The sequence below is a fragment of the Bacillus cereus group sp. MYBKT111-2 genome (genome assembly GCF_051915205.1).
In the GTDB taxonomy this organism is placed as follows: Bacteria; Bacillota; Bacilli; order Bacillales; family Bacillaceae_G; genus Bacillus_A; species Bacillus_A paranthracis.
Genome location: NZ_JBQAEG010000011.1, coordinates 72,233 through 91,163, shown reverse-complemented (window position 1 = coordinate 91,163; position 18,931 = coordinate 72,233). Strand labels below are relative to the sequence as shown.

Below are 18,931 nucleotides of genomic sequence, written 5' to 3'. Positions count from 1 at the left end.
TATTGTTTAAACTTATAACTGTATATGTATACGGCATCATTGGTATTTCTTACATTGTTACATTATTGTCGAATAATAAATGATTGCTGCTTATTTTAAAGGAGTATAATAAAAATAGAGTGATAGATAATGAGATGGAACAAAGAGGCTAATAGAATCAATGTTTAATATATTTACACTATTCTAAATATATAAACTTTAAAAATATGGTATGTTAGCGTTTTCATAACTTTTAAGTTATGCTAGAATAAGGACATAAGTTATTAATTATTACAAAAAGAAAAAAGACTTTCTTTTTTCTGTTAATTATAAGGGGGCATTTCATTATGCGTATTGGGGTACCAGCAGAAATTAAAAACAACGAAAACCGTGTGGCAATGACACCAGCAGGTGTTGTACATTTAATTCGTAACAATCACGAAGTATTCATTCAAAAGGGTGCAGGTTTAGGATCTGGTTTCACAGATGCTCAGTATGTTGAAGCAGGAGCGAAAATTGTTGATACAGCTGAAGAAGCTTGGAACATGGAAATGGTTATGAAAGTTAAGGAACCAATTGAAAGCGAATACAAACACTTCAGCGAAGGTTTAATTTTATTCACATACTTACACTTAGCTCCAGAACCAGAATTAACAAAAGCATTAATCGAAAAGAAAGTTGTTTCTATTGCATATGAAACAGTACAATTAGAAAACCGTTCTCTACCATTACTTGCACCTATGAGTGAAGTAGCTGGTCGTATGGCTGCACAAATTGGTGCACAATTCCTTGAGAAGAACAAAGGCGGTAAAGGAATTTTACTTGCAGGTGTTCCAGGGGTTAAACGTGGTAAAGTAACAATCATCGGTGGTGGACAAGCTGGTACAAATGCTGCTAAAATTGCAGTTGGACTAGGTGCGGATGTAACAATCATCGACTTAAGTGCAGAACGTCTTCGTCAATTAGATGACATTTTCGGAAACCAAGTAAAAACTTTAATGTCTAATCCGTACAATATTGCAGAAGCTGTAAAAGAGTCTGATCTTGTAATCGGTGCAGTATTAATCCCAGGTGCAAAAGCGCCAAAACTTGTAACAGAAGAAATGATTAAATCAATGGAACCAGGTTCTGTTGTTGTAGATATCGCGATTGACCAAGGTGGTATTTTCGAAACAACTGACCGTATTACAACTCATGATAACCCAACTTATGAAAAACACGGCGTTGTTCATTATGCAGTTGCAAACATGCCAGGTGCGGTTCCACGTACATCAACTCTTGCATTAACAAACGTAACAGTACCATACGCAGTACAAATTGCTAACAAAGGCTACAAAGAAGCTTGCTTAGGCAACTCTGCATTACTAAAAGGTATTAACACATTAGATGGCTATGTAACATTCGAAGCAGTTGCAGAAGCTCACGGTGTAGAGTACAAAGGTGCTAAAGAATTATTAGAAGCAGAAACAGTATCTTGCTAATACAAGCATTATACAAAACAAAATCGAACAATATATAAACCAACATGATAAGAGCTAAGAGTGAATATCTCTTAGCTCTTCTTGGCAAAAGGGGGCATACATCGTGGCCAACCTATTTAAAAAGAAATCCGTTACGCAATTGTTAGGGGAAAGTAAAAGTAAAACTTTAACGAAAACGCTAGGGGCATTTGACCTAACAATGCTAGGGATTGGTGCGATAATTGGTACAGGAGTACTAGTATTAACAGGATTAGTAGCAGCAAGAGATGCTGGTCCAGCAGTTATCTTTTCATTCATGATTGCAGCGATTGTTTGTGGATTTGCAGCGTTGTGTTATGCAGAAGTTGCATCTACACTTCCGGTTTCAGGTAGTGTGTACACATATTCATATGCGACAATTGGTGAGTTTATTGCCCATCTAATGGGATGGACATTACTATCTGTATATGTCGTAACAACTGCCGCAGTAGCAGGTGGATGGACAGGTTATTTTAATAACTTAGTGAGTGGATTCGGATTAGAAATTCCAACAGAGTTGTTAAAGATTCCATCACAAGGTGGGATCGTGAATTTACCAGCAGTAGTCATTACATTAGTTTTAACTTGGTTACTATCAAGAGGTACGAAAGAAAGTAAGCGTGTGAATAACATAATGGTATTAATTAAAATTGGTATTGTTATTTTATTCATTGCAGTTGGTGCGTTCTACGTACAACCAGAAAACTGGACACCATTTGCACCATACGGTATTAGCGGAATCTTTGCCGGCGGAGCAGCAGTATTCTTTGCTTTCTTAGGATTTGATGCATTAGCAACTTCTGCTGAAGAAGTAAAAAATCCACAACGTGATTTACCGATTGGTATTATTGCTTCGTTAGTTATTTGTACAATTATTTATGTTGTAGTTTGTCTCGTTATGACAGGTATGGTTTCTTATAAAGAATTAGATGTACCAGAAGCTATGGCATATGTATTAGAAGTTGTAGGACAAGATAAAGTAGCTGGTGTAATCGCAGTTGGAGCTGTAATTGGTATTATGGCTGTAATCTTTGCTTACATTTATGCAACGACACGTGTATTCTTCGCGATGAGCCGTGACGGTTTATTACCAAAATCATTTGCGAAAATTAATAAGAAAACAGAAGCACCAGTATTCTCAACTTGGTTAACGGGTATTGGTAGTGCTTTAATTGCTGGATTTATCGATTTAAAAGAATTGTCGAATTTAGCGAATATTGGAGCATTATTAACATTTGCGATGGTAGGTGTGTCAGTTATTATTCTTCGTAAAACACATCCGAACTTAAAACGTGGCTTTGTGGTACCACTTGTACCAACGCTACCGATTATTTCAATCGCATGTTGTCTATTCTTAATGTTTAACCTACCATTAACAACATGGATCTACTTCGGTATTTGGTTAGCAATTGGAGTAGTTGTATACTTTGTTTATTCGAAAAAGCATAGTCATTTAAAAGACGATGGAAGTTCGCAGGATAATTTAGAACAAGCTAATTAAAAGCTTAATTAAAAGGGATATAAGTATAGTAAGCCTTGTGCGTCTAGGGAGCGCACAAGGCTTTTTTCTTTTGTGCAAAGTGTACATCCTTTTTTGTATGAGAATGTAATGGATGCGGAAAATATGTGTAGATCTTTTAAAAATGTGAACGAAATGTTCAAAAAAATGTATGAGATTTTATTGACACATATGAATGGACGCTCATATAATAAAGGTATAAGATATATGAATGATTGTTCATATGTTCAAATAAAGAGGTGAGCTATAATGGCTGGAAATAAAGTAGAAACACCACAAGAGACATGTTCTCAAACGATAATTCATGAAGAAGTTGTTGATCAAGTAAAACAAACAATTCCAACGGATGAAAGTTTAAGTAAAGTAGCAGAATTATTTAAAGTATTAGGCGATCGTACACGTACAAGAATATTACATGCGTTATTTGAAGCTGAAATGTGTGTTTGTGATTTAGCGTATTTATTAGGAATGACACAATCATCTATTTCACATCAGCTTCGTGTGTTAAAGCAAGCGAAACTTGTAAAGAATCGTAAAGAAGGAAAGGTCGTTTATTATTCGTTAGCTGACCAACACGTAATTCATATCTTCGAGCAAGCGTTTGAACACGTAAACGAGGAAGAATAAATAGAACGCGAGGAGGGAGAACGATGGCTGAAGCATTAGTGAAAAAGAAACTGATGTTAGAAGGTTTAGATTGTGCAAACTGTGCAATGAAAATTGAAAAAGGCGTTGGGAATATAGAAGGAGTAAATTCTTGCTCTGTAAATTTCGCGACAAAAACAATGGTTTTAGAAACAGAGCAAAATAAAGAAAGCGAAGTTGTTACAGAAGCAAAACAACTCGTTACAAAATTAGAACCGCACATTAAAGTGCAAGAAGAAAAAAACACAAAAATGGCAAAAGAAGTGTTTATATTAGAAGGTTTAGATTGCGCAAATTGTGCTATGAAGATTGAAAATAAAGTTAAGGAAATGCCGACGGTTTCAGCAGCAACTGTTGATTTCGTATCAAAGAAATTACGAGTTGAAGTAGCGAATAAAAGAGAATTAGAAACGACTGTAGCCAATATAACAAATGTCGTTCAAAAGTTAGAACCAGATGTGAAAGTTGTTCGTGAAGAAAAGGGTGGTCATGACCATGGACATAGTCACGATCATGGAGAAGCAAATGTGAAAAAAATGGTAGGACGATTAGTGGTTGGCGGAATTTTGACAGCAATTGCTGCATTAGCTGGCTTACCACAAATGATCACAATTCCGTTATTCGTCCTTGCGTATGTATTAATTGGTGGAGATATCGTTTGGAGAGCAGTAAGAAACATAACTCGTGGCCAAGTGTTTGATGAGAACTTCTTAATGGCAATTGCAACACTAGGAGCTTTCGCAATTCAACAATACCCAGAAGCGGTTGCAGTAATGTTATTCTATCAAGTAGGAGAACTATTCCAAAGTATTGCGGTAAACCGTTCTCGGAAATCAATTACTTCATTAATGGATATTCGTCCTGATTACGCGAATGTAAAGATTGGAAATGAAACGAAACAAGTATCACCAGAAGATGTACAAATCGGCGATTATATTATCGTGAAACCTGGTGAGAAAGTACCGTTAGACGGAAAAGTAATTGAAGGAACATCAATGGTAGATACTTCAGCATTGACTGGTGAATCTGTACCACGTGAAGTTGAAATTGGAAATGATGTATTAAGTGGTTTTGTGAACCAAAATGGTGTATTAACAATTGAAGTTACAAAAGAATTTGGTGAATCAACTGTATCAAAAATTTTAGATTTAGTTCAAAATGCAAGCAGTAAAAAAGCGCCAACAGAAAACTTTATTACGAAGTTCGCGCGTTACTACACTCCAGTTGTAGTAATTACAGCAGCGATCATGGCGTTTATTCCACCACTTATTTTAGAAGGAGCTACATTCTCGGATTGGATTTATAGAGCTTTAGTGTTCTTAGTAATTTCTTGTCCGTGTGCGTTAGTTGTATCTATTCCTCTTGGATTCTTTGGAGGTATCGGTGGTGCATCTAAAAGTGGTGTGTTAGTAAAAGGGAGTAACTATTTAGAAGCTTTAAATGATGTGAAATATATTGTTTTTGATAAAACAGGCACATTAACAAAAGGTGTCTTCAAAGTTACAAAAATGGAACCAAGCGAAGGTATTACAAACGAAGAATTATTAGAGTATGCAGCATTTGCTGAAGTGTATTCTAACCATCCAATTGCACAATCGATTCGAAATGCATATGGAAAATCAGTTGATGAAAAAATAATCGATGATTATAACGAAATTTCTGGTCACGGTACAGTCGTAAAAGTACAAGGAAAAGAAATTTTTGCAGGTAATGCTAAATTAATGAGAAAAGAGAACATTACATTTAAGCAACCAGAAACAGTAGGTACATTGGTTCACGTTGCTGTAGATGGAAAATATGCAGGTTATATTGTTATCTCTGATGAGGTAAAAGAAGATTCAAAACAAGCAATTCAAAAGTTAAAAGAACTAGGTATTAAGAAGACAGTCATGTTAACTGGTGATGCAAAACCAGTTGGTGAAGCTGTTGGTAAAGAATTAGGTTTAGATGAAGTTCACGCAGAACTATTACCGCAACAAAAAGTAGAAGAGATTGAAAAAATTGATGCAGCGAAGCATGGAAAAGAAAAAGTTGCTTTCGTTGGTGATGGTATTAATGATACACCGGTATTAGCAAGAGCCGATGTTGGTATTGCAATGGGTGGTTTAGGATCAGATGCAGCAATTGAAGCGGCAGATATCGTTATTATGACTGATGAGCCTTCAAAAATTGCAACAGCTGTAAACATTGCAAAACGTACAAGACGCATTGTATGGCAAAATATTATCTTTGCATTAGGGGTAAAAGGATTAGTTTTACTACTTGGTGCTTTCGGTATTGCAACAATGTGGGAAGCGGTTTTCTCAGATGTTGGTGTGACACTACTGGCAGTGTTAAATGCAATGCGTGTACTACGAGTGAAAGATTTATAAAGTGAAACTTTAATCAGTGGGGGGCTTCATCCCCCGCTGATTATTAGCCTTCACCAATCGGGCTTTTACGGACAGTTGATCCCCCATCTAACGCCCTTGCTTTTGCTGCATTTTGGGGGTCTTACTGCCCGTTAATGCGGGATAAAAAAGAGGACGCAACCTGCGTCCTCTTTTTTAGGTTATTCTGTTGAAATTGACTCAATAAAATAATAACAAATATTATTTTGAAAATAAATAACGTAATATTAAAATTTACAAATAAAAAATATTTGTCTTGTTATTTTAATATATTTTTTACAAAGATATATAGCATTGAAGAAAACAGAGAAGGAGCAGCTTCTCTGTTTTATTTTTGTATATTTTTTTCAACTTGTTCTCGAACAGTTTGAATGTAATTCATTTTATGATCCCAGCATTCTTGACTTAAATCGACAGGGTACTCTTCAGGATTTAAAGTTCGCATATACTCTTCCCAAAATAACGCGAGACTCTGTTCATTGTATTTTTGAATATCCAATATGTCAGGTAGTTCATATGTTCTTTCACCGTTAACGAAAATGTCTTTATGCAGTTCGCGCGCTTCAAAGTTTGTTACAAATTTACTTATATACGTGTGAACAGGGTGAAACATTTTTAAGCGTTCTTCTTTTCCTGGCTCTTCACAATCTAATGCAATATAATCGCCTTCTGCATGATCATTAACTCGGTTGATAATGCGATAAATTCGTTTTAGTCCTGGAGTAGTGATTTTTTCCGGGTTAGATGAAATTTTAATTGTATCATTTAACTTTCCATCAGTATCTTCAATCGCAACGAGTTTATAAACAGCCCCTAATGCTGGTTGCTCAAAGGACGTAATCAATTTTGTTCCAACGCCCCATACATCAATTTTTGCTCCTTGAGATTTTAAATGCATAATGGTGTATTCATCTAAATCGCTAGAAGCAATAATTTTTGTATTTGTAAACCCGGCTTCATCTAGTAGTTTTCTTGCCTTTTTAGATAAATAAGCCATATCACCACTATCGAGGCGAATGCCATAAAAATCGATGCGATCCCCGAACTCTTTTGCCACGCGAATTGCATTTGGAACACCAGATTTTAATGTGTCATATGTATCAACGAGAAAGACACACTTTTTATGAGTTTCAGCGTATTTCTTAAAAGCAACATATTCATCGCGATAAGCTTGAACAAAAGAGTGCGCATGTGTGCCGGCTACAGGTATCCCAAAGCGTTTTCCAGCCCGTACGTTACTCGTAGATGAGAAACCACCGATAAAGGCAGCACGTGTACCCCAAAGGGCTGCATCGAACTCGTGGGCACGTCTTGTGCCGAACTCTAAAAGTTCATCGTTATTTGCAGCGTGCTTCATACGAGCTGCTTTCGTTGCAATTAATGTTTGGTAATTCACAATGTTTAACAAGGCGGTTTCAATAATTTGTGCTTCGCCGAGCGGTGCATCGACACGTAATAAAGGCTCGTTATTAAAGACAACTTCACCTTCTTGCATACTTCGAATCGTCCCAGTGAATTTCATATTTTGTAAATACTGAAGAAATTCTTCTTCAAATTGTAATTCTGCTAAATAAGCGATATCGCTTTCGGTAAAGCTGAAGTTTTCTATGTACTCTACAATTTTTTCAAGGCCAGCAAAAACAGCATAACCGTTCTCGAATGGAAGTTTTCGAAAGTATAAATCAAACACCGAGCGGCGGTTATGAATACCATCTTTCCAATATGTATAAGCCATATTAATTTGATATAAATCTGTATGTAAGGCATAGCTATCGTCTTTATAATAAGTCATCCCGAAAACACCTCCATAATTTGGTTATAGTATACCAATTTTTCACGGATCGTAGCAAAGAATAGATATGAAAGTATAGTCAAGAGGGAAAAAAATGAAATATTGCATATTTTTTAGAAAATTAACATTTATCAATTTATATTTCTCAAGATTTTATGTATTATTAAAGTAATGGGGGTAAATGAGAATGGAGGAGGACAATGCAACAAACATTAGAAAAAATAGGCAAACAAGTCTTTTACAAACGGCTACAGCAAAAAATGACACAAGAAGAATTATGTCAGGGCATTTGTTCTGTCTCATACTTAAGTAAAATCGAAAATGGAAAAATCGAAGCATCAGAAGAGATTCTACAATTGCTCTGCGCAAGATTAGAAATTGCCGTGACGGATTTGAGAGATGTAGAAGAAGATGTGAAGGGGAAGCTGGAGGATTGGCATAAAGCTATCGTCCATTTAGAAAGAGAACGCATTGAGCAAATATATGCTGATTTACAAGAACAAATGGAGCAAGTAACGGATTTTGAAATTATGAATTATTATGAGCTATTATATGTACGTTATCTTATGATTAAACGTGATATTGATAACGGAGTGGAAAGATTAAATAAATTAAAAAAAGGGTATAAAAAATTATCCCTGTTTCAAAAAATGTTATTCACATATAATGTTTCGTTGTTGAATTGTTTACAAAACAAATGGAAGATAGGATTAGAGAGTTTAATTGAAACAGAAAAAATGGCGAAAGAGCTAAATTATCATGAGAATGGTATTTATTATAATTTAGCATTAGCGTATAGTCATTTAGAAAATCCGTATAAAGCTCTGCATTTTGCCAACATTGCAATAGAGGGATTCCGTAGTGAATATAAATTCCGTAATGTGATAAACTGTCAATTTATTATTGCAATTTGTTTTGTAAGGCAAGGGCAGTACAAAGAGGCTTTGGATATGTACAATAGTATTTTACGTGAAGCGAGTTCGTTTTCTGAAAATGAGGTAATTATGAGTATCGCATTAAGTAATATTGCCGAAGTCTATGGTAACCAAAAACAATATGAAAAGGCTAAGGAATATTATTTGAAAAGTTTGCAATATCATCAACATGAAGATGATAATTACTTAGATACTTTATATCATACAGCATTACAGTGCATTCATTTAAAACAAATGGATGAAGCAAACCAGTGGATAGAAAAAGGTATCTCTATTGCTCAGCGCCATGAAAAGCATAAAAGGGTATTATATTTATTAATTATTTTACAATATAAATATTTCCGTACATCGGATGAATATAAGAAATTTCTAGAATTAGAAGCTATACCATTTTTTAAAAGTGAAGGTAATTTAGTGTATTTAAAACAAGTATATTTAGAAATTGCACATTATTTCGAAGGGATTCGTAACTTCGAAGAGAGTAGTCGCTACTATAAAGAAACTATTTCATTACTGGAAAAAGGGGAGGAGAAATAATATGAAAAAGTTGATGTTTTTAGGTATGGTAATTGGGGTTGTATTCTTGACACAGTTTATTGAACAGTATTCATCAAGACCAGATGTTTTGACGCAAGGAACACAACAAATAGTTGAAACAATTGAATCGTAATGAAAAACCCCCTTTCCAACCGGAAAGGGGTTTTTCAATATTTGTTCCTCAAAATTCTACAAAACTTGAGAAAAAAATTAATTGAATTTTTAGTATATTAATAGTGGAAACATAATGCTAATATGAAACTACTCTTTTTCAAAAAATAATTTATTAGGGGGAAGGTTCATGAAAAAGAAAAGTTTAGCATTAGTGTTAGCGACAGGAATGGCAGTTACAACGTTCGGAGGGGCAGGCTCTGCATTTGCAGATTCTAAAAATGTGCTCTCTACGAAGAAGTACAATGAGACAGTACAGTCACCGGAGTTTGTTTCTGGGGATTTAACTGAAGCAACTGGTAAGAAAGCAGAATCTGTTGTGTTTGATTACCTAAACGCAGCAAAAGGTGATTACAAGTTAGGGGAAAAGAGTGCGCAAGATTCTTTCAAAGTGAAACAAGTGAAGAAAGATGCTGTAACTGATTCAACAGTATTACGTTTGCAACAAGTATATGAAGGAGTACCTGTATGGGGTTCTACGCAAGTAGCTCATGTAAGTAAAGATGGTTCTTTAAAAGTATTGTCTGGAACAGTTGCGCCTGATTTAGACAAAAAGGACAAGTTGAAAAATAAAAATAAAATCGAAGGCGCAAAAGCAATTGAAATTGCGCAAAAAGATTTAGGGGTTACACCTAAATATGAGGTAGAACCAAAAGCTGACTTATATGTATATCAAAACGGTGAGGAAACAACATATGCATACGTTGTAAATTTAAACTTCTTAGACCCAAGTCCAGGAAACTACTACTATTTCATTGAAGCAGACAGTGGTAAAGTATTAAATAAATATAATAAACTTGATCATGTGACAAATGATGATAAGTCACCAGTTAAACAAGAGGCTCCTAAACAGGATGCGAAAGCAGTAGTAAAACCTGTAACAGGAACAAATAAAGTAGGAACTGGTAAAGGTGTATTAGGAGATACGAAGTCGCTTAATACAACGTTATCTGGCTCATCTTACTACTTGCAAGATAATACGCGTGGAGCAACGATTTTCACATATGATGCGAAAAACCGCTCAACATTACCAGGAACGTTATGGGTAGATGCGGATAATGTTTTCAATGCAGCGTATGATGCAGCGGCAGTAGATGCTCATTACTATGCGGGTAAAACATATGATTACTATAAAGCTACTTTTAATAGAAACTCTATTAATGATGCAGGAGCGCCATTAAAATCAACAGTTCATTATGGAAGTAGATATAATAATGCGTTCTGGAATGGCTCTCAAATGGTATACGGAGATGGTGATGGTGTAACATTCACTTCATTGTCTGGTGGAATTGATGTAATTGGCCATGAATTAACGCATGCTGTTACAGAGTATAGCTCAGATTTAATCTATCAAAATGAATCAGGAGCATTAAATGAAGCTATTTCAGATGTTTTTGGTACTTTAGTAGAATTCTATGATAACCGTAACCCAGATTGGGAAATTGGTGAAGATATTTATACGCCTGGTAAAGCAGGAGATGCGCTTCGCTCTATGAGTGATCCAACGAAATATGGTGATCCAGATCATTATTCTAAGCGTTACACTGGTACTAGTGATAACGGTGGGGTTCATACGAACAGTGGTATTATTAACAAACAAGCTTATTTATTAGCAAATGGCGGTACGCATTACGGTGTAACTGTAACTGGTATTGGTAAAGATAAGCTAGGTGCAATTTATTACCGTGCAAACACACAATATTTCACGCAATCTACTACATTTAGTCAAGCGCGTGCTGGTGCAGTACAAGCTGCAGCTGATTTATATGGTGCGAACTCTGCTGAAGTAAATGCAGTTAAGCAATCATTTAGTGCTGTTGGTATTAACTAACGATCTAAAGGATAGCTATTAATAAAATACCTCAAAAATAAAGAAGGAGCATATGCTCCTTCTTTATTTTTTTCTCCATTTTTTCCACAAATAAAACAATCCAATAGCGCCCGCGATTGTTACAATCCACTTCGCTTCATTTGTTCCGTTCATGACATGATAAGCAGAATATACTTCGATTAATAATGCCGGTATTTTACCTATTGTACTGGCAATACTGAAGGATAGTAATGACATTTTGCCTAGAGCTGCAAATAAAGTCACGATACTAGACGGAATGAAAGGAATGAGGCGGAACGATAGGACGAGTAGAAAGGCCTCTCTACCCTCTACATAAAGTAGGCGTTCTACCTTTGGATACTTATTTACTTTGCTGTGAGTGAATTTCTGAAGACCTATACGATAAATATAAAACGAGATAATAGCCCCTAACGCCTCACCAGCGATCGAAATAATAGTTCCATTTGCTACACCAAAGAGCTGTATGTTAATAGCGGTCAAAAAAATACTAGGGATAACACCTAAAAGACTAATGACTATGTTGATTAAGATACTAAGTGGAATTGCGATTGAATAATAGTCTGTTAAGAAGTTTTGAATTGTTTCAGCCATTGTTTAAAATCCTTTATCTTTTTTTGCATTACACCATATTTCCATTGTATAGGCAAGTACAAATTTACATAATGTAGGAAAACGTTGATAAAACACCATTAATATACCTTATATAGGTATTGGGTATATCTGATGAGGGGTATATTTCAATGACTTAAAAAAACACCAAATAAACCCTTTATTTAAAGGTTTTATTTGGTGTTTTTATAGGTATTTAAACTTGGGAAATAATTATAAAAACATAGGGGTATATTTATAAAAAGTCAAAAATAGCGGTTTTATGAAAAATAGATGAGGAATTTGAAAAATGTGTATGTTTTTTCGATGTGAAATTGACTTTTAGTGAAGTTACGATAATAATCATGAAAGAGGTGATATGATGAAACGAATAAGTAGTCTTTTCGTGAGTAGTTTATTGGCACTCATGCTGATCTTAAGTGGATGTGCAGGAAAAGAACAAAAAACAGAGAAACAAACAGGGAATCAATCGGCATCAGTAGAAAAAATTAGTGATAATATTTTAGATGAAATGGAAGGGCCACCTAAAAATGGTCATACGATTGAAAGACATGTAGGCAAATCAGAAGAAGATTTGAAGAATCGCTTGAAGACAGATAAAGTATCAGCAGCAAGTACATACTATGACAAGGAAACGGCGACGAAAGCTGTAAAAGATAGTTTGAAGCAGCATGATAAGGAAATTCAAGATTGGTTAAAAAATTCTAAAGAGGCTCGTCTCGTATTAAATACAACACATTCATTCCCGGTTGGAAAAACGGTAATAAAGAAAAATATGAATGTAAAAGACAAGTTAGTCAAAACTGTTACTGTTTTAGCGAGAGATAAGTCAGGGGATTTAGGATATAAGATCATTACTTCTTATCCATCTGATAAATAAGAAGGGGGAGTAAATATGTATACGACATTACAATATTTTTTCAAATCGTATTGTACGTTAAGTATCCATGAAGATGAAATAGTAGGCGTGATGGAAGAGTTTATAGAGCAAGAAGACGAAGAAATTGTTTTGAAATTACGCGATGAATTATTATATATGAAGAAAAAGGATGCTTGGGAAGAGGCGTGCGTATTAGCTGCGAAGCAAGGAAATCGTATGTGGTCGTTAGAAGAAACGAAAGACCATCTTGCAACCTTTTTAGTATTATTGCAAAAGAAAAAGGCGTGATCTACTCACGCCTTTTTCTTTTTGGAATTTGTTCGTTTAATAGTGTCTTATTGTTTTGGAGCGCTTTTATATACGCTTTTTGAAATTTGCCCATTAGATATTACTTCACCGTTTTGTGTAACTTTTTTATATGTAACTGCTGTTATTTTATCATTAGTCCTACTAATTACTTGAGAAGAAACTTCAACATTTTTACCAGTATTTGTGCCGAAAATACGTGTAGTAATACTACCTCCATTTGAAAACGCTTGAATATAAATATGATTGCCTGTATTGTTTTTAAATTTTAAATCTGGACCATAATCTGCTACTGCTGCATCTTGCCCAAGTGGCAAATAATTTACGGGCATAGAATGGTTGCTTCGAGAAACAATTCCTAAATCTGCTCTTAAAGCTGCGCTATATAAAGTACTACTCACTTGGCAAACGCCTCCGCCTGCACTTTGTATAACTTTCCCTTGTGAATATACAGCTGCGGATTTATAACCATGAGCAGCATCCGTTACGCCAACGCGGCCATTAAAACTAAATGTTTCATCAGGTGCGACAATCACTCCACTTAAAGTATTAGCTGACTTATTTACGTTAAAGGATTGATTCCCATTACGGCCAGCCATTGGAGTTGAATATTCAGCAATTACTTCTTTAATCCCCATTTTCTGTATATCTTCTGTAGAACGTTCAGGCTTTAATAGTGTAACGGGTAATGTAACGTCAGATGTGCCAGAAGTAATGGCTTGCCGCGTTAAATCAGTTAACTTTTCTTTATCGATTTTTTCTCCATTTTGGCTCTGGCTAATATTTACTGTAGTGCCTTCAATACTTAATTCTGCATTAACAGGATTTTTTAATGTTTCATTATATTTATCCTTCATAAAGCTTTCATAAGCAGTTGTATTTAATTGGGGTGTTAATTTATAGTCACGTTTTAATTCACCGTTCTCAGCTTGTTTCCGCATTTTGTAACGATTTATTGCGTTGCCTTCTTGTTCTTTAAAGATTTTGTCGATAATATCTTTTTCTTTATAATTTATCCCTAAATCTTTCCATGTGTAAGTTTGTTTATCGTTTTGGAATATGTACGTAAGTGATTTTTGATCTAATTCAGTGATTTTTTGATTAATAATAGCTTGAATATCTTTTTTATTTTTTCCATCGAGAGAAATACCTTCAAATGTAGTATTGGGTAATGCAGTAGTATCTAATTGATTATTTAGTTTGGATACATATTGATATCCGCCAACACCGCCAACACAAAGTAATATGCCTCCAGCAATTGCAGAACCGATCAGTATTTTACTTAGCTTCATTTATTTCCCCCCAGAAATTTTTGTATAAATATATGTATTACATTTTTTGTATAAAAATGATGAAAATAACATTATGTATGTACTAGTATACTATTATTTTCACTATGTGTGTAATGTTTTCATAAAAAATGTTACACTGTTGTAATAATTGTCTCTTTTTGTCACAATGTGTACGAAAAATATGTTGAAAATTATAATAAAAAGGCTGTCTAGAAAGTTCTAGCAGCCTTTTTATTATAATTTTTTATGTTCATTTTTATTCGTAACACCGAGATGTTCTTGTAGTGTTGTCGAAATCGTATTGACGCTTTTTTCGTTTGGAACGTAATAATAAATACCACCTATATATTTATCAGTACCTTCTACTTGCATTTTGTCCATTTTTAAATTGGAATTCATTGAATTTTTTGCAATTGTCATCATATCATCAAAAGTTAAATTTGTTTTTAAGTCTTTATCGACAGCGTCTAATAGACCACCGATCTTATTAATGGAATTAAGTGATAGTGCTTTTTGAGCGATAGCTTCTAAAACAAGTTGTTGTCGTTGACCGCGCATATAATCACTATCGATATGACGAGTTCTTGCTAGTGCCAGTGCTTCCTCTCCATTTAAATGTTGACGTCCCTTTTTAAGGTGAACTGCATCTGCTTCATCTTTACTATTTTGTTCTGTGAACTCCACTGGAACATCTACAGTAATCCCACCAAGGGAATCAACAATTTTGATAAAGGATTTAAAGTTGAATTTTACATAGTAGTCAACTGGAACATCTAAAAAGTTCTCTACCGTATCAATCGTGCTATCTACACCACCGAATACGTGCGCATGTGTAATTTTATCGTATTTATCACGTGATTTAATATAGACACGTGAATCACGTGGAATACTGACAAGCTTAACAGATTTATCGTTTTTATTAATGGTTGCAAGTAATAGTGCATCTGTACGAGTTGCTTTCCCATAATTTTTGTCCCTAATGTCACTTTCATCAACACCCATAATAAGTACGGAAATGTTGTCAGTCATAGGTTTAACGGCTTTTTCACGTTTGCTGGATTTGTCTCCGCGACCAAGTTCAGAATAGGCATTACTTAGAATTGATTTTGCTTTACTGTATATATGGAAGGAGTAGCCTCCTGCTCCAAGTGTTATAATCAGTAATGGAATAAGAAGGAACCAAAGTAGACGTTTTTTCTTTGAGCGTCCCTTTTTGGCTCGAGTATCTTTGTGCATATCGGATTTCATCATTTTTTCTCCTTTAAAACTATCAAAGTATATACATCTAGAAGCGCATTTAAACACATAAAAAATATTGTACGCTAAATAAAAGCGATTGTACATGTATAAAAAATAGATGTCTTGATTATTTATAAAGACATCTATTCGTTATTGTATACAAAAGATAGGGATAAGAAAATGATAAAATTTTACCTAATTACAACATAATGCTTACGATAATTGCAGATAAAATGCTAACGAGAGTCGCTCCGTATAGTAATTTAAGGCCAAATCTGGCAACGACGTTTCCTTGTTCTTCGTTTAATCCTTTTACCGCACCTGAAATAATGCCGATAGAAGAAAAGTTGGCAAAAGAGACGAGGAAGACAGAAATAATACCAACTGTACGAGGAGAAAGGCTATTAGAAATTTTACTAAGATCCATCATTGCTACAAATTCATTCGTTACAAGCTTCGTTGCCATAATGCTACCAGCCGCGACAATTTCAGAACTTGGTACACCGATAAGAAACGCAATTGGTGCAAAGACGTAGCCGATTAATTGCTGGAAAGTAATGCCGAATATAATGAGGAATAGATCATTAATGCAGCTAATTAATGCGACGAATCCGATAAGCATAGCACCGACAACGATAGCTACTCGAAAGCCATCTAGAATGTACTCTCCAAGCATTTCAAAAAAACTTTGCTTTTCGCCTTTTATTTCTAAAATATCTTCGTCATCCCTCACGTCGTAAGGGTTAATGATAAGTACGATAATAAAGCCGCTAAATAAATTGAGAACGAGTGCGGTTACTACATATTTAGGTTCGATCATTGTCATATAGGCACCTACGATAGACATAGATACAGTTGACATGGCAGATGCACAAAGTGTATAAAGACGGTGTTTTGGAATTTGAGCTAATTGTTTTTTGACCGTAATAAAAACTTCTGATTGGCCGACAATGGCAGATGCGATAGCATTGTAAGACTCTAATTTCCCAAGACCATTTATTTTGCTGAGGAAGTAACCGATCCAACGAATGAAAAATGGTAGTATTTTGAAATGTTGTAGTATACCAATTAAGACGGAAATGAAGACAATTGGTAATAAGACAGTAAGGAAAAAGGGCATTTCACCTTTATTGGCAAGGCCGCCAAATACGAAGTTTATACCATCAGCAGCATACTCGAGTAGCTTTGTAAACAAACTGGAGATGACCCGAATAAGTATGAGACCGATTTCTGTATTCAATAATAAATAGGTTAAAATTAACTGTATAAGAAGCATGATGAAAATAGGTTTAAATTTAATATGCTTCTTATTGTTACTAGCGATATAAGCAAGGAAGAAGACGACGATAAGTCCTAAGAAAAAGGTAATAAATTTCATAGTAAGCCCCCTAAAAGAGATATTCTGCTATATATGTTTTTCATTTCAAGGGAGAATATGCATCTTTGGTAAAGAAAGGAATAAAGAAGTCATGAATATAAGTAGAGTGCATCACGTTGCAATTATTTGTTCGAATTATGAAGTGTCAAAAGATTTTTATACTAGGATATTGGGTTTTAAAGCGATAAATGAAGTATATAGAAAGGAAAGAGATTCTTATAAGTTAGATTTATGTGTAGGGGGAGAGTATCAAATTGAATTATTTTCATTCCCAAATCCGCCGAAGCGCCCGAGTTTCCCAGAAGCGGCTGGACTTAGGCATTTAGCATTTGCTGTTACAAATATAGAAGAAGCCGTGCAACATTTAAGTCAATGTGGCGTTGAAACTGAGGCGATACGTATTGATGAGATAACCGGGAAAAAATTTGTTTTTTTCCAAGATCCGGATGGTTTACCTTTAGAATTGTATGAGGTTTGAAATTGGTGAATTTTATATAGGGTTGCTTTTGAGTAAATGAAGAAACTAAAGTGAAACTTCTTTTTTAAAGGAGGTGTCACTTTAGCTAAGAAAGCTAAAGGATATATGTGGATATTTTAAAATTACTGATGGTAGTCATTCTTATTGCATTAACAGGTTTTTTTGTAGCTGTTGAGTTTGCAATTATTAAGGTGCGTAGCAGTCGTATTGACCAACTCGTTAGTGAGAAACGACGAGGAGCATTGGCAGCAAAAAAAGTAACTTCAAATTTAGATGAATATTTATCAGCATGTCAGTTAGGTATTACCATTACCGCTTTAGGGCTTGGGTGGTTAGGCGAGCCGACTATAAAACATTTACTAGAGCCGTTGTTTTTAAAACTACACCTATCTTCTGCAATTGCAAGTACCGTTTCATTTATTATTGCTTTTGCAGTTATTACGTTTTTACATGTTGTTATTGGTGAACTTGCTCCTAAGACGTTCGCGATACAAAGAGCAGAGCAAGTTAGCTTATTATTATCGAAGCCACTTATTTACTTTTACAGAGTAATGTATCCGTTTATTTGGGCCTTAAATGGTTCTGCAAGGCTTGTAACAGGGTTATTCGGGTTACATCCGGCTTCTGAGCATGAAGTAGCTCATTCGGAGGAAGAATTACGATTAATCTTATCTGAGAGTTATGAGAGTGGAGAGATTAATCAAAGGGAATTTAAATATGTAAATAACATTTTTGAATTTGATAATAGAGTAGCAAAAGAAGTTATGGTGCCTCGTACGGAAGTTGTAGGTTTATATGAGGACGAACCATTTGAAACACATATTAAAATAATCGCACAAGAAAAATATACGAGGTATCCTGTATTTGGTGAAGATAAAGATGAAATCATTGGAATGGTTAATGTAAAGGATTTATTTATTCGTTATATGGATGGTAATCGGGACGAGGAGTGCTCGATTATGCCATATACAAGGCCGGTCATTGAAGTGCTAGAAAATATTCCAATTCATGATTTACTATTACAAATGCAAAGAAAACACATTCCATTAGCTGTGTTGTATGATGAATATGGTGGTACAGCTGGGATTGTTACATTAGAAGATATTTTAGAAGAAATTGTTGGGGAAATTCGAGATGAATACGATGAAGATGAACACCCGCCTATAGAGCATATAAGTGAAGGGTGTAAAATCGTAGAGGGGAAAGTGCTTATTAGTGAAGTAAATGATTTATTTGGCATACACTTAATCGCTGATGATGTAGATACAATTGGTGGGTGGATTATGGTACAAAAGCAAATCGTTGCTGAAGGAGATATTATTGAAAAACACGGCTTTTCTTTTAAAGTTCTGGAAAAAGATATGCATCAAATTAAACGAGTGGAAATAAAGAAGGGAGAAGAATGATTTTCTATAAAAGGTATATATAGA

Annotated in this window: 16 protein-coding genes; 11 read left to right on the top strand and 5 right to left on the bottom strand. The window is 34.9% G+C overall.

The window, feature by feature from the left end; translation table 11 throughout:
- Nucleotides 1–326: 326 nt before the first annotated feature.
- The 4 genes from ald (at nucleotide 327) to ACTFNE_RS23775 (ending at nucleotide 6,014) form a co-directional block, all read left to right on the top strand.
- Nucleotides 327–1,460, top strand: coding sequence for an alanine dehydrogenase (ald, locus tag ACTFNE_RS23790; protein ID WP_001219742.1), 1,134 nt, complete (start codon nucleotides 327–329; stop codon nucleotides 1,458–1,460).
- A 103-nt stretch (nucleotides 1,461–1,563) separates the two neighbouring features.
- Entirely contained in the window at nucleotides 1,564–2,979 is a 1,416-nt protein-coding gene (locus tag ACTFNE_RS23785; RefSeq protein WP_001284878.1) for an amino acid permease, read from the top strand.
- Nucleotides 2,980–3,246: 267 nt separating this feature from the next.
- Nucleotides 3,247–3,624, top strand: a complete 378-nt coding sequence (locus ACTFNE_RS23780; protein ID WP_000918377.1) for an ArsR/SmtB family transcription factor — start codon at nucleotides 3,247–3,249, stop codon at nucleotides 3,622–3,624.
- 23 nt (nucleotides 3,625–3,647) lie between these two features.
- Nucleotides 3,648–6,014 (top strand): heavy metal translocating P-type ATPase, encoded by a 2,367-nt coding sequence (locus ACTFNE_RS23775; RefSeq protein ID WP_046198935.1) that lies wholly within the window; start codon nucleotides 3,648–3,650, stop codon nucleotides 6,012–6,014.
- A 346-nt stretch (nucleotides 6,015–6,360) separates the two neighbouring features.
- Here ACTFNE_RS23775 and ACTFNE_RS23770 read toward each other — a convergent pair whose 3' ends face one another.
- Nucleotides 6,361–7,824, bottom strand: coding sequence for a nicotinate phosphoribosyltransferase (locus ACTFNE_RS23770; protein WP_000222900.1), 1,464 nt, complete (start codon nucleotides 7,822–7,824; stop codon nucleotides 6,361–6,363).
- A gap of 200 nt (nucleotides 7,825–8,024) precedes the next feature.
- On the opposite strand from ACTFNE_RS23770, the gene ACTFNE_RS23765 reads away from it, so the two are divergent.
- From ACTFNE_RS23765 to ACTFNE_RS23755, 3 genes are all read left to right on the top strand, one after another.
- The gene (locus tag ACTFNE_RS23765; RefSeq protein ID WP_270705933.1) at nucleotides 8,025–9,296 is read left to right on the top strand and encodes a tetratricopeptide repeat protein; all 1,272 of its coding nucleotides are present in this window, start codon (nucleotides 8,025–8,027) and stop codon (nucleotides 9,294–9,296) included.
- A gap of 1 nt (nucleotide 9,297) precedes the next feature.
- On the top strand, nucleotides 9,298–9,429 hold the full coding sequence (locus ACTFNE_RS23760; RefSeq protein WP_000735750.1) for an NprX family peptide pheromone: 132 nt from the start codon (nucleotides 9,298–9,300) through the stop codon (nucleotides 9,427–9,429).
- A gap of 168 nt (nucleotides 9,430–9,597) precedes the next feature.
- A complete protein-coding gene (locus tag ACTFNE_RS23755; RefSeq protein WP_046198933.1) occupies nucleotides 9,598–11,298 on the top strand; it encodes a M4 family metallopeptidase in 1,701 nt (566 codons plus the stop codon).
- Nucleotides 11,299–11,361: 63 nt separating this feature from the next.
- Here ACTFNE_RS23755 and ACTFNE_RS23750 read toward each other — a convergent pair whose 3' ends face one another.
- Nucleotides 11,362–11,910: a TVP38/TMEM64 family protein gene (locus tag ACTFNE_RS23750; RefSeq protein ID WP_000852206.1), complete on the bottom strand. Its 549-nt coding sequence runs from the start codon at nucleotides 11,908–11,910 to the stop codon at nucleotides 11,362–11,364.
- 379 nt (nucleotides 11,911–12,289) lie between these two features.
- Here ACTFNE_RS23750 and ACTFNE_RS23745 point away from each other — a divergent pair, with 379 nt between their 5' ends.
- Both ACTFNE_RS23745 and ACTFNE_RS23740 read left to right on the top strand, forming a co-directional pair.
- On the top strand, nucleotides 12,290–12,808 hold the full coding sequence (locus ACTFNE_RS23745) for an RNase A-like domain-containing lipoprotein (protein WP_000822717.1): 519 nt from the start codon (nucleotides 12,290–12,292) through the stop codon (nucleotides 12,806–12,808).
- Nucleotides 12,809–12,823: 15 nt separating this feature from the next.
- Entirely contained in the window at nucleotides 12,824–13,096 is a 273-nt protein-coding gene (locus ACTFNE_RS23740) for a hypothetical protein (RefSeq protein WP_046198932.1), read from the top strand.
- 47 nt (nucleotides 13,097–13,143) lie between these two features.
- Here the strand turns inward: ACTFNE_RS23740 and ACTFNE_RS23735 are convergent, their stop codons facing one another.
- From ACTFNE_RS23735 to ACTFNE_RS23725, 3 genes are all read right to left on the bottom strand, one after another.
- On the bottom strand, nucleotides 13,144–14,406 hold the full coding sequence (locus tag ACTFNE_RS23735; protein ID WP_000777346.1) for a VanW family protein: 1,263 nt from the start codon (nucleotides 14,404–14,406) through the stop codon (nucleotides 13,144–13,146).
- 234 nt (nucleotides 14,407–14,640) lie between these two features.
- Entirely contained in the window at nucleotides 14,641–15,654 is a 1,014-nt protein-coding gene (locus ACTFNE_RS23730) for an LCP family protein (protein WP_046198931.1), read from the bottom strand.
- Between the two features lie 190 nt (nucleotides 15,655–15,844).
- Entirely contained in the window at nucleotides 15,845–17,023 is a 1,179-nt protein-coding gene (locus ACTFNE_RS23725; protein ID WP_046198930.1) for a NupC/NupG family nucleoside CNT transporter, read from the bottom strand.
- A 91-nt stretch (nucleotides 17,024–17,114) separates the two neighbouring features.
- Between ACTFNE_RS23725 and gloA2 the strand changes: the two genes are divergently transcribed.
- Both gloA2 and ACTFNE_RS23715 read left to right on the top strand, forming a co-directional pair.
- Nucleotides 17,115–17,501: an SMU1112c/YaeR family gloxylase I-like metalloprotein gene (gene gloA2 / locus ACTFNE_RS23720; protein ID WP_046198929.1), complete on the top strand. Its 387-nt coding sequence runs from the start codon at nucleotides 17,115–17,117 to the stop codon at nucleotides 17,499–17,501.
- A gap of 107 nt (nucleotides 17,502–17,608) precedes the next feature.
- On the top strand, nucleotides 17,609–18,907 hold the full coding sequence (locus ACTFNE_RS23715; RefSeq protein ID WP_046198928.1) for a hemolysin family protein: 1,299 nt from the start codon (nucleotides 17,609–17,611) through the stop codon (nucleotides 18,905–18,907).
- The last annotated feature ends 24 nt before the right edge of the window (nucleotides 18,908–18,931 follow it).

What these genes read in the sequence shown, in the direction of transcription:
- ACTFNE_RS23770 (WP_000222900.1), bottom strand. Translation starts at nt 7,824, where the DNA reads ATGACTTATTATAAAGACGATAGCTATGCCTTACATACAGATTTATAT.
- ACTFNE_RS23775 (WP_046198935.1), top strand. Translation starts at nt 3,648, where the DNA reads ATGGCTGAAGCATTAGTGAAAAAGAAACTGATGTTAGAAGGTTTAGAT.
- ACTFNE_RS23740 (WP_046198932.1), top strand. Translation starts at nt 12,824, where the DNA reads ATGTATACGACATTACAATATTTTTTCAAATCGTATTGTACGTTAAGT.
- ACTFNE_RS23725 (WP_046198930.1), bottom strand. Translation starts at nt 17,023, where the DNA reads ATGAAATTTATTACCTTTTTCTTAGGACTTATCGTCGTCTTCTTCCTT.
- ACTFNE_RS23780 (WP_000918377.1), top strand. Translation starts at nt 3,247, where the DNA reads ATGGCTGGAAATAAAGTAGAAACACCACAAGAGACATGTTCTCAAACG.
- ACTFNE_RS23750 (WP_000852206.1), bottom strand. Translation starts at nt 11,910, where the DNA reads ATGGCTGAAACAATTCAAAACTTCTTAACAGACTATTATTCAATCGCA.
- ACTFNE_RS23745 (WP_000822717.1), top strand. Translation starts at nt 12,290, where the DNA reads ATGAAACGAATAAGTAGTCTTTTCGTGAGTAGTTTATTGGCACTCATG.
- ald (WP_001219742.1), top strand. Translation starts at nt 327, where the DNA reads ATGCGTATTGGGGTACCAGCAGAAATTAAAAACAACGAAAACCGTGTG.
- ACTFNE_RS23735 (WP_000777346.1), bottom strand. Translation starts at nt 14,406, where the DNA reads ATGAAGCTAAGTAAAATACTGATCGGTTCTGCAATTGCTGGAGGCATA.
- ACTFNE_RS23755 (WP_046198933.1), top strand. Translation starts at nt 9,598, where the DNA reads ATGAAAAAGAAAAGTTTAGCATTAGTGTTAGCGACAGGAATGGCAGTT.
- ACTFNE_RS23760 (WP_000735750.1), top strand. Translation starts at nt 9,298, where the DNA reads ATGAAAAAGTTGATGTTTTTAGGTATGGTAATTGGGGTTGTATTCTTG.
- ACTFNE_RS23765 (WP_270705933.1), top strand. Translation starts at nt 8,025, where the DNA reads ATGCAACAAACATTAGAAAAAATAGGCAAACAAGTCTTTTACAAACGG.
- ACTFNE_RS23730 (WP_046198931.1), bottom strand. Translation starts at nt 15,654, where the DNA reads ATGAAATCCGATATGCACAAAGATACTCGAGCCAAAAAGGGACGCTCA.
- gloA2 (WP_046198929.1), top strand. Translation starts at nt 17,115, where the DNA reads ATGAATATAAGTAGAGTGCATCACGTTGCAATTATTTGTTCGAATTAT.